The sequence below is a fragment of the Serratia sp. root2 genome, assembly GCF_031931805.1.
Classification (GTDB): Bacteria; Pseudomonadota; Gammaproteobacteria; order Enterobacterales; family Enterobacteriaceae; genus Serratia; species Serratia inhibens.
In genome coordinates this window covers 2,148,889-2,164,160 of record NZ_JAUJXB010000001.1, presented here as the reverse complement: position 1 = coordinate 2,164,160, position 15,272 = coordinate 2,148,889, and the positions used below count along the sequence as shown (strand labels likewise).

14 protein-coding genes and 1 other annotated feature (1 of these 15 running past the window's edge) are annotated in these 15,272 nt (G+C 51.0%); of the genes, 4 read left to right on the top strand and 10 right to left on the bottom strand.

Annotated features, from left to right (window positions below; translation table 11 throughout):
* Positions 1-4: 4 nt before the first annotated feature.
* From QZQ97_RS09935 to gndA, 3 genes are all read left to right on the top strand, one after another.
* The gene (locus tag QZQ97_RS09935; protein WP_311993290.1) at positions 5-1,147 is read left to right on the top strand and encodes a glycosyltransferase family 4 protein; all 1,143 of its coding nucleotides are present in this window, start codon (positions 5-7) and stop codon (positions 1,145-1,147) included.
* 28 nt (positions 1,148-1,175) lie between these two features.
* On the top strand, positions 1,176-2,363 hold the full coding sequence (locus QZQ97_RS09930; protein ID WP_311993289.1) for a polysaccharide pyruvyl transferase family protein: 1,188 nt from the start codon (positions 1,176-1,178) through the stop codon (positions 2,361-2,363).
* Between the two features lie 137 nt (positions 2,364-2,500).
* Entirely contained in the window at positions 2,501-3,907 is a 1,407-nt protein-coding gene (gndA, locus tag QZQ97_RS09925) for an NADP-dependent phosphogluconate dehydrogenase (protein WP_004942437.1), read from the top strand.
* Positions 3,908-3,969: 62 nt separating this feature from the next.
* On the opposite strand, the gene QZQ97_RS09920 is transcribed toward gndA, so the two are convergent.
* Entirely contained in the window at positions 3,970-4,785 is an 816-nt protein-coding gene (locus QZQ97_RS09920) for a polysaccharide pyruvyl transferase family protein (RefSeq protein WP_311993288.1), read from the bottom strand.
* A 178-nt stretch (positions 4,786-4,963) separates the two neighbouring features.
* On the opposite strand from QZQ97_RS09920, the gene QZQ97_RS09915 reads away from it, so the two are divergent.
* Positions 4,964-7,174 (top strand): glycosyltransferase, encoded by a 2,211-nt coding sequence (locus tag QZQ97_RS09915; RefSeq protein ID WP_311993287.1) that lies wholly within the window; start codon positions 4,964-4,966, stop codon positions 7,172-7,174.
* A gap of 79 nt (positions 7,175-7,253) precedes the next feature.
* Here the strand turns inward: QZQ97_RS09915 and QZQ97_RS09910 are convergent, their stop codons facing one another.
* The 9 genes from QZQ97_RS09910 to hisG all read right to left on the bottom strand — a co-directional run bounded on the left by QZQ97_RS09910 (position 7,254) and on the right by hisG (position 15,142).
* Positions 7,254-7,907, bottom strand: coding sequence for a hypothetical protein (locus tag QZQ97_RS09910; RefSeq protein ID WP_311993286.1), 654 nt, complete (start codon positions 7,905-7,907; stop codon positions 7,254-7,256).
* Positions 7,908-8,082: 175 nt separating this feature from the next.
* On the bottom strand, positions 8,083-8,697 hold the full coding sequence (gene hisIE, locus QZQ97_RS09905) for a bifunctional phosphoribosyl-AMP cyclohydrolase/phosphoribosyl-ATP diphosphatase HisIE (protein WP_006320932.1): 615 nt from the start codon (positions 8,695-8,697) through the stop codon (positions 8,083-8,085).
* The gene (gene hisF / locus QZQ97_RS09900; protein ID WP_311993285.1) at positions 8,691-9,467 is read right to left on the bottom strand and encodes an imidazole glycerol phosphate synthase subunit HisF; all 777 of its coding nucleotides are present in this window, start codon (positions 9,465-9,467) and stop codon (positions 8,691-8,693) included. Before hisF ends, hisIE begins: the two co-directional genes overlap by 7 nt.
* On the bottom strand, positions 9,449-10,186 hold the full coding sequence (gene hisA, locus QZQ97_RS09895; protein ID WP_311993284.1) for a 1-(5-phosphoribosyl)-5-[(5-phosphoribosylamino)methylideneamino]imidazole-4-carboxamide isomerase: 738 nt from the start codon (positions 10,184-10,186) through the stop codon (positions 9,449-9,451). Before hisA ends, hisF begins: the two co-directional genes overlap by 19 nt.
* Positions 10,187-10,191: 5 nt before the next feature.
* Positions 10,192-10,782 (bottom strand): imidazole glycerol phosphate synthase subunit HisH, encoded by a 591-nt coding sequence (gene hisH, locus QZQ97_RS09890; protein ID WP_004942445.1) that lies wholly within the window; start codon positions 10,780-10,782, stop codon positions 10,192-10,194.
* Positions 10,782-11,849 (bottom strand): bifunctional histidinol-phosphatase/imidazoleglycerol-phosphate dehydratase HisB, encoded by a 1,068-nt coding sequence (gene hisB, locus QZQ97_RS09885; RefSeq protein WP_311993283.1) that lies wholly within the window; start codon positions 11,847-11,849, stop codon positions 10,782-10,784. Before hisB ends, hisH begins: the two co-directional genes overlap by 1 nt.
* Complete coding sequence (gene hisC, locus QZQ97_RS09880; RefSeq protein WP_311993282.1) at positions 11,846-12,934, bottom strand: histidinol-phosphate transaminase; 1,089 nt, start codon at positions 12,932-12,934, stop codon at positions 11,846-11,848. The genes hisB and hisC overlap by 4 nt, the downstream gene beginning before the upstream one ends.
* The gene (gene hisD, locus QZQ97_RS09875; protein ID WP_311993281.1) at positions 12,931-14,238 is read right to left on the bottom strand and encodes a histidinol dehydrogenase; all 1,308 of its coding nucleotides are present in this window, start codon (positions 14,236-14,238) and stop codon (positions 12,931-12,933) included. Before hisD ends, hisC begins: the two co-directional genes overlap by 4 nt.
* Before the next feature lie 4 nt (positions 14,239-14,242).
* The gene (hisG, locus tag QZQ97_RS09870; RefSeq protein ID WP_004942454.1) at positions 14,243-15,142 is read right to left on the bottom strand and encodes an ATP phosphoribosyltransferase; all 900 of its coding nucleotides are present in this window, start codon (positions 15,140-15,142) and stop codon (positions 14,243-14,245) included.
* A 69-nt stretch (positions 15,143-15,211) separates the two neighbouring features.
* Positions 15,212-15,272, bottom strand: a sequence feature (His leader region) (it continues 66 nt past the right edge of the window).

Sequence of the window (15,272 nt, the reverse complement as noted above, 5' to 3'; positions counted from 1 at the left end):
TTAAATGAAAAAGATTTGTTACTTTATCAACTCAGACTGGTACTTTGACCTGCACTGGGTTGAACGCGCTTTTGCCGCTAAATCGGCAGGCTATGAAATACATGTTGTCAGTCACTTTGTAGGTGATGATATCCTGCAAAAACTGACAGAGAAAGGCTTTGTATGTCACAATTCTTCAGTTTCTGAGCAATCTATTAACCCATTCCACTTTGTCGGTTCACTTTTCAAAGTGTGGCGTTTGCTCAAGAAGATCAACCCAGATGTGCTACATTGCATCACCATCAAACCTTGTCTGATGGGTGGGTTCTTTGCCCGCTTCTATAACAAACCCATTATCTTGGGCTTTGTCGGCCTGGGACGGGTGTTTATGGAAGATAAGTTATCTATGAACATCATTCGTTTGCTGACTCTGCGTTCCTACAAGCATATTTTTCAAAATAAAAAATCGTTGCTTGCCTTTGAACACGAGCACGATAGAGATCGTTTGATCGAGCTGACCCAGGTAAATAAGAATCAGACGGTAGTGATTGACGGTGCTGGCATCAACCCGGAAATCTACCACTATTCATTGGAAATAAATCGCGAAAAGCCGATTGTTCTGTTCGCCAGCCGTTTGCTCTGGAGTAAAGGGCTGGGCGATCTGGTTGAGGTGAAAAAACGCTTGGCGCTTAAAGGTGTCGATTTTGTGCTCAACGTGGCGGGTATTTCCATAGGCGACGATCAGGATGCGATACCTCTGTCGCAGATCGAAGAATGGCATCAGCAGGGTTTGATTAACTGGCTCGGCCGTTGCAGCGACGTGTACAGTTTGATTAAAGCTTCTAATGTGGTTGCGCTTCCATCGACCTATTCCGAAGGTATCCCACGCATCCTGTTAGAGGCTTCGTCAGTGGGGCGTGCCTGCATCGCGTATGACGTTGGCGGTTGCCAAAGTTTGATTATCGACGAATACACCGGCAGCTTGGTTGAGAAACGCAATATCGCGTTGTTGGCGGAAAAACTGGAGCATTTGCTTACCAGCCCCAGTAAAAGAGTCGAGATGGGGGTGCGTGGTAGAAAGCGCATTGAAAACAAGTTCGCCTCGTCCTTAGTCATTGACGATACTCTAAAACTCTATCAGAGGGCTATTTCTGCTGAAGGTTACTAATTTTTGACTGAAATACAGGAGTCTCATTTTGGCTTTTTTCGCAAAGCGATGGACGAAAAGGCACAATAAGGACATTCCCGTTCAGCCCATTGAAACGAAAGTCTTTTATCTGATTTCCGCTGCCGGCATGCCAAATTTTGGCGATGATATGCTGACGCGTTATTGGGTGGATTATCTCCAAGAAAAGTTTCCTGGTTGTACTATTTATCTTGATGCGGTCGATTCCGTAGTCGCCTCGGAATTATTTCCTACCGCCAGATGCGTGGATTATGTCTGGCGTCTGGCACAGGCTCTGGGTGATGAAGGGTCGGTGGAGGACAAGTTTGCCGATCCGTATGCGCTACCTTCTCGTGAACGTCTTATGGGGAAGATATTTAGTGTCGCACACAGTATCCATCTCTTAGGGGGAGGGTATATTAATGAGCTCTGGGGGGCGAACGTACGCCTTATGGAGCTCACGGCCTACTTCGCAAAGAAACACGATTTGGCATGTTACGCCACAGGCTTGGGATTGCAGCCGTTCTCTGCCGACAATGCCAATAAGCTTTCGCCGTTTATTCGTCACTTCGATCACTTTGACGTGCGTGACCGAGCCAGTTTCGAAGTGCTGGAGCCATTTGATATCCCTGCTTTGAGCTTCACCGGCGATGATTACTTCGCCTTCCCCGATTATCCGATAGGGCGCTTGATCGAGCGCGAACAACCTACATTGCACTTATGCATTCATACTGAGTTTTCTGAAAATGGCCTTTTGACGCAGAATTTGTTGGCGCTACTTCAGCAAGCGGTTTCCTTATTCAGTAAGCAGCATCCGGGTACCGCGATCAGATTTTATGAATTCAGACCAGGTTCCGATGGCGTGTTCTTCCAACAGGTAAGGCAGTGTTTTCCGCATGCTGAGTTCATTCGTTTCGAAGATATTTGGCGCGATGGTCTTCAATTTGCTGTTAATGATTTCTGTATTAGTTCGCGTTTTCACTTCCAGGTCATTGCCGCCAGTTTGGGCGTCGCAGGCATCTCTCTGTCTTGGTCAGATTACTATGATAACAAATTTGCCAGTCTGCAGCAGATGTCTGACTGGCCGATGGTCAGACCTGACGTTTCTGCGGATTCAATAGCGCAGTTGCTGGTTGAAAGACGCGCTGATCGCTCTGAAGGACGTGAGAAAATTTACTTGGAGAAGCGGACGTTGTTAGCCAGGCTGTATGATTTTTGAGTGGTTATAGACTGTTGCAAAGCCTATCGCACCAATCACTACCCACGCTGCTCAATCCTGAGTTAACATGTGTGCCACATCACAAAACCTGTTGGCCAAAGTTGTTAACAGGGTCATCCTCAGACAGGAGTTCCTAAATGTCCAAGCAACAAATCGGCGTTGTCGGCATGGCGGTAATGGGCCGCAATCTGGCATTGAACATCGAAAGCCGTGGTTACACCGTTTCCATCTTTAACCGTTCAGGCGACAAGACTGACGAGGTTATCGCTGAGAACCCGGGTAAAAACCTGGCGCCGTTCTACACCGTCGAAGAGTTTGTCGAATCGCTGGAAAAACCACGTCGCATTTTGCTGATGGTGAAAGCGGGTGAAGCGACAGACAAAACCATTGCTTCCCTGACTCCGCACCTGGATAAAGGTGACATTCTGATCGACGGTGGCAACACCTACTATCAGGACACCATCCGTCGTAACCGCGAACTGTCTGATCAAGGCTTCAACTTCATCGGTACCGGCGTTTCCGGTGGTGAAGAGGGGGCGTTGAAAGGGCCTTCAATCATGCCAGGCGGCCAGAAAGAAGCTTATGAGCTGGTGGCGCCAATCCTGAAGAAAATCGCTGCGGTTGCCGAAGGCGAGCCTTGCGTGACTTACATCGGCGCTGACGGTGCCGGCCACTACGTGAAGATGGTGCACAACGGCATCGAATACGGCGACATGCAGCTGATTGCCGAAGCCTATTCTCTGTTGAAACAGGCGCTGAACCTGAACAACGAAGAGCTGGCTGACACCTTCGCCGAGTGGAACAAAGGCGAATTGAACAGCTACCTGATCGACATCACCAAAGATATCTTCACCAAGAAAGACGAAGAAGGTAAATACCTGGTTGACGTGATCCTGGATGAAGCGGCCAACAAGGGCACCGGTAAATGGACCAGCCAGAGTTCTCTGGATTTGGGCGAACCGCTGTCGCTGATCACCGAATCCGTTTTCGCTCGTTACCTTTCCTCACTGAAAGATCAGCGTGTTGCCGCGTCCAAAGTGCTGACCGGTCCTAAAGCTGCGCCAGTAAGCGGCGACAAAGCTGAGTTCATCGAGAAAGTGCGCCGCGCGCTGTACTTGGGCAAAATCGTTTCTTATGCGCAGGGCTTCTCTCAGTTGAAAGCGGCTTCTCAGGAAAATAACTGGGATCTGCACTACGGCGATATCGCCAAGATCTTCCGCGCCGGCTGCATCATCCGCGCTCAGTTCCTGCAGAAAATCACTGACGCTTACGCAGACAATGCCGACATCGCCAACCTGCTGCTGGCGCCATACTTCAAGCAGATCGCTGATGAATATCAGCAAGCGCTGCGCGATGTGGTGTCCTACGCGGTGCAGAACGGCATCCCGACGCCGACCTTCTCTGCAGCCATCGCGTACTACGACAGCTACCGTTCAGCCGTTCTGCCTGCCAACCTGATCCAGGCGCAGCGCGACTACTTCGGTGCCCACACTTACAAGCGTATCGATAAAGAAGGTGTATTCCATACCGAATGGATGGAGTAATTAACCCTATCTATTAAAGCCGCCGGGGAAACCCGGCGGTTTCATATAAAATTTTATAAAAATTACGAGTTCTTCATAAAGTAAGTCTTGGGATAATAATTCAACAATGAGTTGTCATAAACAGCCTCGTTTTTATAATAAGAGTTAGGATGGAAGTTAACCTCCATACCAAGTAGTGAACCTAAAATAGCAATATGCAATCTGTCGGTATTCACAGTTTTATACTCTTGTAAGAAGCTGATCAGAGAACGCGTTGAGTTTCTGGCAAGATGCACGTTATCCCAAAAATCACCGTTCCAAGTGAGCGATATATCGTAATTATTTTCCCGATGTTCTTTTGTTAATGACTCTGAGTCTGTTCTATAACAGGAAACTACCTTTTTTTTCGCAACGATTGAAGTTATGTAATTTTCTTTATTAAGATAAAATGCCATATCATGAGTCAATATAATTGATTCATTAGGGACGTAACCTAACTTCAATAATTTCGAATAAGATATTTTTTCCCTGCAGCAAATAAACAGTGATTTTTTGTTGGCTTCAAAAAAGTCTTCGTATCCATTTATTGTTGATGGGAATATAATTGTTTTTGCAAATTTATGAATATTATCTCGTATGAAATCGCGACCTTCGGCGTAATAACCTTCAATAAGATTTCCGCCACCGCCAAAGAGTAAAATATCTCTTTCTGGCGTGTAGTTTTCTGTTGCGTCATAAGGGGAAAAGTTAAAATTATTGCCTTCAAGGAAATCATACGTCGCAGCAGCGATGACGCCATCACCTGCGTTTCCTGGATTGGCTTTGTAAATAAAACGATAATTTTCGCAATATGATTTTAACAATAGGGTCAGTGGATTTTCGTTTTTATGTAACATCATGTAACTCCGCGTTTCGCAATAACATAATAGTTGAAAGTACTGTGAACACGCTCCTTCGCATAGATGGTATGTACCGTACTGAATTTTTGTTCTCATATCAACAACTATATATTTGTTACTAAATTATAATAATTATAATTAAATTAGACAATAAATGATTTAAAAGGATTAGTTTAGAATGAAGAAAGTTCTTATTGTTACTCCCGACATTGAAGGTCCAATTCGTAATGGGGGAATAGGCACAGCATTTACCTCTCTGGCAGTAAATATGGCCAAGGAGGGATTCGATATCGATGTTCTTTATACCTGCGGAGATTACTCTGAGTCAGGTGATAAAAATATTGATTATTGGATTGATGTATACGGCGAGCATAATGTTAATCTTATTGTTCTTCCTTCATTGAAAGAGGTTAATATTGATGCTCCGTATTTTAGAAGGAAAAGTTATACTGTATATGACTGGCTGAAAAACAATGACAAGTATGAGGTTGTCATTAGTTGCGAATGGCAAGCTGATTTGTATTACTCGCTCCTGAGTAAGGAGCAGGGTTTGTTCTTTGAAAAAACAACCTTTATCGTCAATACCCATAGTTCGACGCTTTGGGCTGATGAGGGTAATTATCAACTGCCTTACGATCAAAATCACATGGAATTGTATTTCATGGAGCAGAAGGTCGTTGAGATGGCGGATCAGGTTATTAGCCCATCCCAATACCTTTTAGACTGGATGAAAGACAAGAAGTGGGTTCTGCCAGAGCGCAGTCAGGTTATCTTTAACTGCGAACCCTTTTCTATACAAGAAGAAGATGATCAGCTTATTCGTCCCCGTAGTAAGAAAAATAATACCTCTGGGGCTGAATTGGTTTTCTTCGGTCGTCTTGAAACGCGTAAGGGCCTGGACATTTTTCTGCGCGCTTTACAGAGTTTAAAAGATAATGAACTAGAAAAGGTATCTGCTGTTACGTTTCTAGGTAAAAGTGTGTCGTCGGATAACTTTAATTCGATTGAGCATATTCGTGAAAAAACGGATAAGATCAAAGTAAAAGTTAATATTATTACCGACTACGATCGTACCCAGGCTGACGCATACATAAAGAAAGAAAATGTTCTGGTAGTTATTCCCTCGTTGGTGGAGAACTCGCCTTATACGGTTTATGAAAGTCTTATTGGTGGTGTTAACTTCATTGCTTCTTCCGTTGGTGGCATCAAAGAACTCATCCCCGAGGAAAACCATCCTGATATTATCTTTAACCCAACACCTGGGGATCTTTATCTAAAAATAGCTTCTCGACTTGATAACTTGAGCATTACTTCGCAGCTTTCAGAATCTGTCGAAGATATTAAAGACAAATGGGTGGCTAAACTTAAAGAAGATTTTAAGACACGCGAAATTGCCCAAGGGGTTAATCGTGAGCCATTAGTTACTGTCTGCTTGGTTCATCACGATAGGTGCCATTTGCTGCAGCAGGCAATTGCCTCTCTTAAGACGCAAACCTATTCGAATTTTGAGGTTATTCTTGTCGACGATGGCAGCGTAAAAGAAGATTCTCATCGTTACCTGAACCTGATTAATAAAGAGTTCACGGATAGGGGCTGGAAGATCATTAAAAGCTCAAATAACTATTTGGGCGCAGCAAGGAATTTGGCTGCAAAACACGCAGCGGGTGAGTACCTGATTTTCATGGATGACGATAACGTCGCCAAGCCTGACGAGATTGAGATGTTTGTTAAGGCGGCAATCCACTCAGGTAGCGATGTCTTAACAACGCCAAGCGATCTGATCTACGGTGATGAATTCCCGTCGCCATTTAGAAAAATGAAGGATTGCTGGCTGCCGTTGGGTGCTGACATCAATGTAGCCAGTTTTGCCAATTGCTTTGGTGATGCTAATGCTATGGTGAAAAAGAGTGTTTTTGATAGTCTGTATGGGTTTACAGAGGATTATGGTATTGGTCACGAGGACTGGGAGTTTTTCTGCCGTGTAGCGTTGGCAGGCCATAAAATGCAGGTTATTCCTGAACCGTTATTCTGGTATCGCGTTGCTAATACAGGCATGTTGATCAGTGGAAATAAGTCAAAGAATAACTTCCGCAGCTACCGTCCATTCATGACTCCAGGTAATCAAGTCCAGTATACAATGGGATTGCTACCTTCTTTCATGGAAAAGATTAATAAATTAGAACGCGATCTTGCTTTTTACCGGAACAGTGGGAGTATGGGGGACGCAGGCACTCTCGGTACTATCAATGAAAAGCTGGAGTTTCTTATATCGCAGCAACGAGATGGTTGGGCACATGACCGCTTCAATGTATTAATTAACGCAGTCAATAGAAAAAACATATTTTACCGTGCCTTGAGAAAATGTTACCGTATCCTTAAAGGCCGTTGATTTAACGCATGATAAAAAAGCGCCGTTTTTACGGCGCTTTTTTTATATCTGTAATTCCAATTGCCGACATATTTAATTATCATGTCTCTGGGGGTAGTGCATGTAATATGTTATTTACGATTTTATCCCATCCCGCAACAGAGATGTCGTCCGCTTTATTATATTCTGCAAAACGTTCGATGTAAGAAATAAGAACATTTTCGTTTGCATATTCAATGATACCATGTTTACTACTGTCATCACTTTGGAAAACCACCAAAACCTTGGCCTTTCCTCTTCGATTTAGTTCATTAGCTAGTTTCGCTATTACGTCCATATCAATTTGGTTATTATTTTTCTTAATGACGAAAATCTTTTTTTTGTTTTGTAGACCATCAAGAAATTTTTTAACAAGATAATCTATTTTATTTTTTTCGATCAGGTATTTTTCTTTTCGGTTATTTTCGGCATCATCAAAAACCCAATTGTTATCAATTTGACTGCTATAGAGCTCAGTATGGAAGATAATACCGTTATCTTTATCAACGAGCATATTGCTCCAGGTGGGATGCAAATTGTCGAACTGATAAAAATTTGCAAAATCACCTGTGACCAGGTTGAGCAGGTCTTGATGATCTTTGATCAATGACCAGCGAAAAAGGCTACCATTTTCGAGACCTTTACTTCGCAGATAGAAACCAAATTCACAGTTGTCACCCATGCTTTCAAAGCGTTCCAGATCATGATTGTTCATTTTTTAACCCTGTCAGATGCTGCCCATATGATTTCCTTACGTTGATTTTAAGTTACTTTATTGTTTTTATGTATGGATTTTATGTTAATTTCTGTTGGGGTAATGTTATTTGATTTCAATTGGATATAAAAAAACACGGACCAAGCCGTGCTTTTTTATTGCCTGAAAAATCAGGTCATTTTTGGTGCCGCTCACGCAGCCGGCCAATCACCTTGCTTAAATCCAGATCCTGATCCTGCAGCAGCACCAGCAGGTGATAAATCAGATCGGAGGCTTCGTTGGTTAACTCTTCACGATCGTTCACTGTGGCAGCCAGCGCGGTCTCCACGCCTTCCTCACCCACCTTCTGCGCAATGCGCTTGGTGCCGCTGGCGTACAGGCTGGCGGTGTAAGAGCTGTCCGGGCTGGCGGTCTTGCGTTCCGCCAACAGTTGCTCCAACTGATACAGAAAACCCCAATCGCTGGCGGCCGGGTGGAAGCAACTGCTGTTGCCCAGGTGGCAGGTTGGGCCAATTGGGTTGGCCAGAATCAACAGCGTATCGTTGTCGCAATCTGGGGTGATGCTGACCACGTTCAGGAAATGGCCGGAGCTTTCACCCTTGGTCCATAGACGCTGCTTGGTACGAGAGAAAAAGGTGACCTTGCCGCTTTGCTCGGTGGCGGCCAGCGCTTCCTGATTCATATAGCCGAGCATCAGCACTTCGCCGGACACGGCGTGCTGGACGATAACCGGCAGCAGGCTCCCGGTTTTTTCCCAGTCCAGCTGGTTTCTTTGTTGTTCTGTTAACACACGCGAATCTCCACGCCTTGTTCTGCCAGGAACTTTTTCAGTTCGCCGATATTAATGATTTGCTTGTGGAACACCGAAGCGGCCAATGCGCCGTCGACGTCCGCATCGCGGAACGCTTCCAGGAAGTGTTCCATGGTGCCCGCACCGCCGGAGGCGATCAGCGGCACTTTGCACACTTCCCGTACCCGCCGGAGCTGCTCCAGATCGTAGCCGTTGCGCACGCCGTCCTGATTCATCATGTTCAGCACAATCTCACCGGCACCGCGTTTTTGCACTTCCTGAACCCAGTCCAGAGTTTCCCACTCTGTGATACGGGTGCGGCTTTCATCGCCGGTGTATTGATTAACGTGATACTTGCCGGTGTCAGATTCGAACCAGGTATCAATTCCCACCACGATGCACTGCACGCCAAAGCGATCCGCCAGGCGGCTAATCAACGTCGGGTCGGCCAGCGCCGGTGAGTTAATGGAAATCTTGTCGGCGCCAAAAGAGAGGATCTGGCTGGCATCTTCCGGGCTTTTAATCCCGCCGGCGACGCAGAAGGGGATATCGATCACTTCCGCCACGCGCGACACCCAGCTCTTGTCTACCACCCGGCCATCGCTGGAGGCGGTAATATCGTAGAACACCAACTCGTCCGCGCCTTCCTGCGCATAACGTTGCGCCAACGGAACGATATCGCCGATGATCTCGTGGTTGCGGAACTGCACGCCTTTCACTACCTGCCCGTCTTTCACATCCAGACAGGGAATTATCCGTTTTGCCAGCATGCGATTGCCTCCTCAACGCTAAATTTACCTTCCAGCAGCGCGCGGCCTACGATCACACCCTCAACGCCGCTGCCGCGTAACTGAGCGATATCATCCAGATTGCCGATACCGCCGGATGCCTGGAAGGCGATCTGCGGGTAGCGGCGGCTGATTTCCCGGTACAGCGCCACGTTAGAGCCGGCCAACGTGCCGTCGCGCGAAATGTCGGTGCACAGCACGTGCTTCAGGCCGTAGGGCAGGAACTGCTCGACCACCTGTTCCAGCGTGGCGTCGGAGTTCTCCTGCCAGCCGCTGATCGCCACGTGCTTGATACCTTCGGCGTCGATGCGCACATCCAGCGCCAGCACCAGGGCTTCCGCGCCGTAACGTTCGAACCAACCCTGCACCCGTTGCGGCTGTTTTACCGCCGTGGAGCCGATGACGACCCGGCTCGCGCCCGCTTCGAGCAGGGCTGAGACGTCCTGCTCGGTGCGAATACCGCCGCCGACCTGTACCGGTACGTTAACCCCTGCCAGCAGTTTGCGCAGCAGCGGGATCTGGCGCGCCGCCGGATCCTTGGCACCGGTCAAGTCGACCAGATGCAAGACTTGCGCGCCCTGTTGTTGATAGTCCTGCAGACGTGAGCGCGGATCGTTGCCGTAGTCGCGCTGCTGACCATAATCGCCCTGATGCAAACGCACCACATTCCCGTCGATCAAATCCAAAGCCGGAATAATCATGCTGCCTACATCTCCAGAAAGTTTTTCAACAGTTGCGCGCCGGCCGCTCCAGATCGTTCTGGATGAAACTGCACGCCGAAGAAATTGTCTTTTTGCACGGCGGCGGTGAAGGGCTCGCCGTAGTTCGCCTGGGCGATGGTGCTTGAGCATATCGGCATCGCATAGCTGTGAACGAAGTAAAAGTAGGCGCCGTCCTCGATACCGCGGAACAGATGGTGGCCCGCTTGCGCGGAAACCTGATTCCAGCCCATGTGCGGCAACGGCAGGCCGAAGTCGGTCATCTGCATCACCGGCGTGTCGATAATGCCCAGTGTGTTGATGCCGCCGCTTTCTTCGCTGCTTTTCGCCAGCAGCTGCATGCCGAGGCAAATACCCAGCACCGGCTGGGTGCAGGCCTTGATCAGATCAATCAGCTCGCGCTCTTTCAATTGGTCCATCGCCGCCTGCGCGGTGCCGACGCCCGGCAGGAACAGCTTGTCGGCGCGCAGCACGATCTCCGGATCACGGCTCACCTCCGGCTGGTAGCCCAACCGCTGCACCGCATAGGTGACCGACGAAAGATTGGCGCAGCCGGTATCCAGAATCACCACGTTCATCACAGCACTCCTTTTGAACTCGGGAGGGTGTTGCCCTCAACGCGGATCGCCTGGCGCAGCGTGCGGCCAAACACTTTGAACAGGCTTTCGACCCGATGGTGGTCGTTTTTGCCTTTGGTTTTCAAGTGCAACGTGCAGCCCATGGTGTACGACAGCGAACGGAAGAAGTGTTCGACCATTTCGGTGCTGAGATCGCCGACGCGCTGGTAGTTGAACTCGGCTTTATATTCCAGGTGCGGGCGGCCGGAGATATCCAGCGCGCAGCGCGCCAGGCACTCGTCCATTGGCAGCACGAAGCCGAAACGGGCGATGCCGCGCTTGTCGCCCAGCGCTTTGTTCAAGGCTTCGCCGAGCGCCAGGCCGGTATCTTCTACCGTGTGGTGATCGTCGATATACAGGTCGCCTTTCACGTCGATGTCCATGCGGAAGCCGCCGTGGGTGGCGATCTGATCCAGCATGTGGTCGAAGAAGCCGACGCCGGTCTTGATCTTGCTGCCGCCTTCGCGATCCAGCCAAACGTTGACGTCGATCTGCGTTTCTTTGGTGACGCGATTCACCCGCGCGTGGCGGTCACGTTGGGTCAGTTGGCGGGTGATCTCTTTCCAGCCCAGCGTGTCACGCTGATAACGCAGCCCCTGAATGCCCATATTTTCCGCCAACTGAACGTCGGTAGGACGATCGCCGATCACATAGCTGTGAGCGGTATCCATCACGCCCGGCTCCAGATAGCCTTTCACCAGCGCGGTCTTCGGCTTGCGGCAGTCGCAGTTGTCCGCCGGCAGGTGCGGGCAGATCAGGATATCTTCAAAGTGGATGCCCTGTGAGCTGAGGATCTGCATCATCAGGCCATGGGGCGCATCGAAGGTTTCCTGCGGGAAACTGGCGGTGCCGAGGCCATCCTGATTGGTGATCATCACTAGTTGATAACCCGCCTGCTGCAAACTCAGCAGCGAAGGGATCACGTCCGGCTCCAATGCCAGCTTGTCCAGGCGATCGACCTGGAAGTCTTCCGGTGGTTCAGCAATCAGCGTGCCGTCACGGTCAATAAAGAGGAATTTCTGGCTCACATTGGCTCCTGGCGAGTCTCGGTTGCTCCGGGCAGGGCTGACAGCGCATCGATGACGCGCCGGCATTCGTCGCGGGTGCCTATGGTGATGCGCAGGCAGCCGGATAACCCAGGCTGTTTATTTTGGTCTCTCAAGATAATGCCCTGATCCCATAAGGTTTTAAACACATTACTTGAGGCAGTGAATCGAGCCAGCAGGTAATTGCTGTCGCTGGTGAAAACCTGTTCAACGCAGGCGCAGTTTTCCAGCTCCCGTTGCAGCCAGCTGCGGTTGGCCGAGATCTCGGTAACGCGCTGACGCATGGTGCGGACCCCTTCGGTGCTGAGCGCCTGAGCGGCGATGTCGGCAACCGGCGTCGACAGCGGGTAGGGGGCAATTACCTTCAGCAGCAGGGTAATGAGCTCTTCATTAGCCAAAGTGAAACCACAGCGCAGGCCGGCCAGCGCGAAGGCCTTCGACAGCGTACGCAGGATCGCCAGGTGCGGGTAGTCCTTTAACCAACCGGCGCAGCTTGCCTGGGGGCAGAATTCGATATAGGCCTCGTCAATCGCAACGATCGCCTTGCCTTTGGCCATCTCCAACAGCGTGCGCAGGTCGTCGGGATCGATCAGATTGCCGGTCGGGTTGTTCGGGCTGCAGACATAAATCAGTTTTACGTTGTCCAGGCTGTCGGCGATTGCGGGCAAATCCAACTGCCAGTCTTGCCTGGCCGCCACGGTACGACGCTCCACGCCAAAGGTTTCGGCGCTGACGGCGTACATGCCGTAGGTCGGCGGGCAGAACAGAATTGCGTCTTTGCCCGGCTCGCAGAACGCGCGAATCAGCAGTTCAATGCCTTCATCTGCGCCACGGCTGACCAACACCTGATCCTTGTTAACGCCGGCGTAATCGGCATAACGCTCGATCACCAGCGCAGGCTGGCACTCCGGGTAACGGTTAAAGGTTTGGGCCGTCAGTTGGAATTCCGGCGCGGTCGGGTATTCGTTGGCATTCAGCCACACGTCGCCGTTGCCGCCCAGGCGGCGCGCCGATTGATAAGGGGTCAGCTCGCGAACGTTGGCGCGTGCCAGATTTTCAATGCTCATGCTTGCTCCTTCAGGGCGGCAACGCGCAGGGTGACGGCGTTTTTGTGGGCGATCAACTGCTCGGCGGCGGCCAGCGTTTCAATGGTGGCCGCCAGATTCATAAAGCCCTGCGGCGTCAGCTCCTGCACCGTCATGCGTTTCTGGAAGTCCGCCAGGCCCAGGCTGGAGCAGGTGGCGGTATAACCGTAAGTCGGCAACACGTGGTTGGTGCCGGAAGCATAGTCACCGGCGGACTCCGGTGACCAGTCGCCAAGGAACACTGAACCGGCGCTGGTGATGCTGTCGACCAGTTCGCGGGCGTTGCGGGTCTGAATGATCAGGTGTTCCGGGCCATATTGGTTGCTGATGGCAATGCACTCGGCCAAATCTTTGGCGACGATCAGCCGACTGCTGGCCAGCGCCTGACGGGCGGTTTCGGCGCGCGGCAACTGGGCTAACTGTTGCTCCACCGCAACGGCCACCGCTTGCGCCATGGCCACGTCCGGGGTCAACAGGATCACCTGGGAGTCCGGGCCGTGCTCCGCCTGCGACAGCAGGTCAGAGGCGACAAACGCCGGAGTGGCGCCGCTGTCGGCGATCACCAGCACTTCGGAAGGGCCTGCCGGCATATCGATGGCCGCACCGTCCAGCCGCTGGCTGATCTGACGTTTGGCTTCGGTGACAAAGGCATTGCCCGGCCCGAAGATTTTCGCCACACGGGGCACGGAGTCGGTGCCGAACGCCATGGCGGCAATCGCCTGCGCGCCGCCCACCTGAAACACTTCCCGCACGCCGCACAGTTGCGCGGCGTAGAGAATTTCGTCGGCAATCGGCGGCGGCGAACAGAGCACCACGCGGCGGCAACCGGCGATGCGTGCCGGGGTTGCCAGCATCAACACGGTAGAAAACAGCGGTGCGGAACCGCCGGGAATATACAGACCAACCGAGTCGATCGGGCGGGTTACCTGCTGGCAGCGTACGCCAGGTTGGGTTTCCACATCGACCGGCGGCAGCTGTTGCGCGTTGTGGAAGGTTTCCACATTGGCCACCGCCACCGCCATCGCCTGCTTGACCTCATCAGTCAGGCGAGTGCCGGCTGCGGATATTTGTTCTGCGGTGACGCGCAGTGCGCCAACGTCGGTTTTATCAAATTTGGCGCTGTAATCGCGCAGCGCCTGGTCACCGTTGGCCTTCACGTTGTCGAGGATTTCGCGTACCGTGCGGGTGATGCTGTCTTCGGCCGCTATCGCCGGGCGCATCAGCAGTTCTGCCCGCTGTTGAGCGCTGCAGTCCGCCCAATTGATGAGGGTATTGAAGGTCGACATGGCGTTACTCCATCATCTTCTCAATTGGCAACACCAGAATGGAGCTGGCGCCGAGCGCTTTCAGTTTTTCCATGGTTTCCCAGAACAGGGTTTCACTGCTTACCATGTGCATCGCCACGCGGTTTTGCGCGCCGGCCAGCGGCAGAATGGTAGGGCGCTCGGCACCCGGCAGCAGCGCGACGATTTCATCCAGGCGCTCGCTCGGCGCGTGCAGCATAATGTATTTGGATTCGCGTGCCTGGATTACGCCCTGAATACGGGTCATCAGGCGATCGATCAACTGTTGTTTCGCCTCCGGCATTTCGCCGTCACGCTGGATCAGGCAGGCTTTGGAGCGGTAAATCACTTCGACTTCACGCAGGCCGTTGGCTTCCAGAGTTGCGCCGGTAGAGACCAGATCACAGATGGCGTCGGCCAGACCGGCACGCGGCGCCACTTCGACGGAACCGTTCAGCAGGCAAGATTTGAAACGTACGCCCTGTTTGTCGAGGTATTGCTTCAGCAGGTGCGGGTAAGAGGTGGCGATACGGGAATCTTGCAGGCTTTGCGGGCCGTTGTATTCACTGTCGAGCGGTGCGGCCAGCGACAGGCGGCAGCCGCCGAAGTCCAGGCGGCGCAGGGTGAAGTAACGCGGGTCTTCGCCCTGGGCGCGGCGGGTGAGCAGCTCTTCTTCCAGCACGTTCTCACCGATGATGCCCAAATCAACCACGCCGTCCATGACCAGCCCTGGGATATCGTCATCACGCACGCGCAGGATATCAATCGGCATATTCTCGGCGAAGGCAATCAGGCGTTGTTGTTGCAGATTGATTTTGATCCCGCAGCGCGCAAGCAGTTCCTGGGATTCATCGCTCAGGCGGCCTGATTTCTGCATTGCTATCCGTAAACGTGTTTTGTCCAGCATGGTAACCTCTGTTTAATCTGTAATTTTATGAATTTATTGTAAAAATTATTTTTCTGTCTGTCCGGAGCCAAAAAAAAACCCTCGGAAGAAATCTTCCGAGGGCTCTCTCTTGCATTCTGCGCGCCACTGG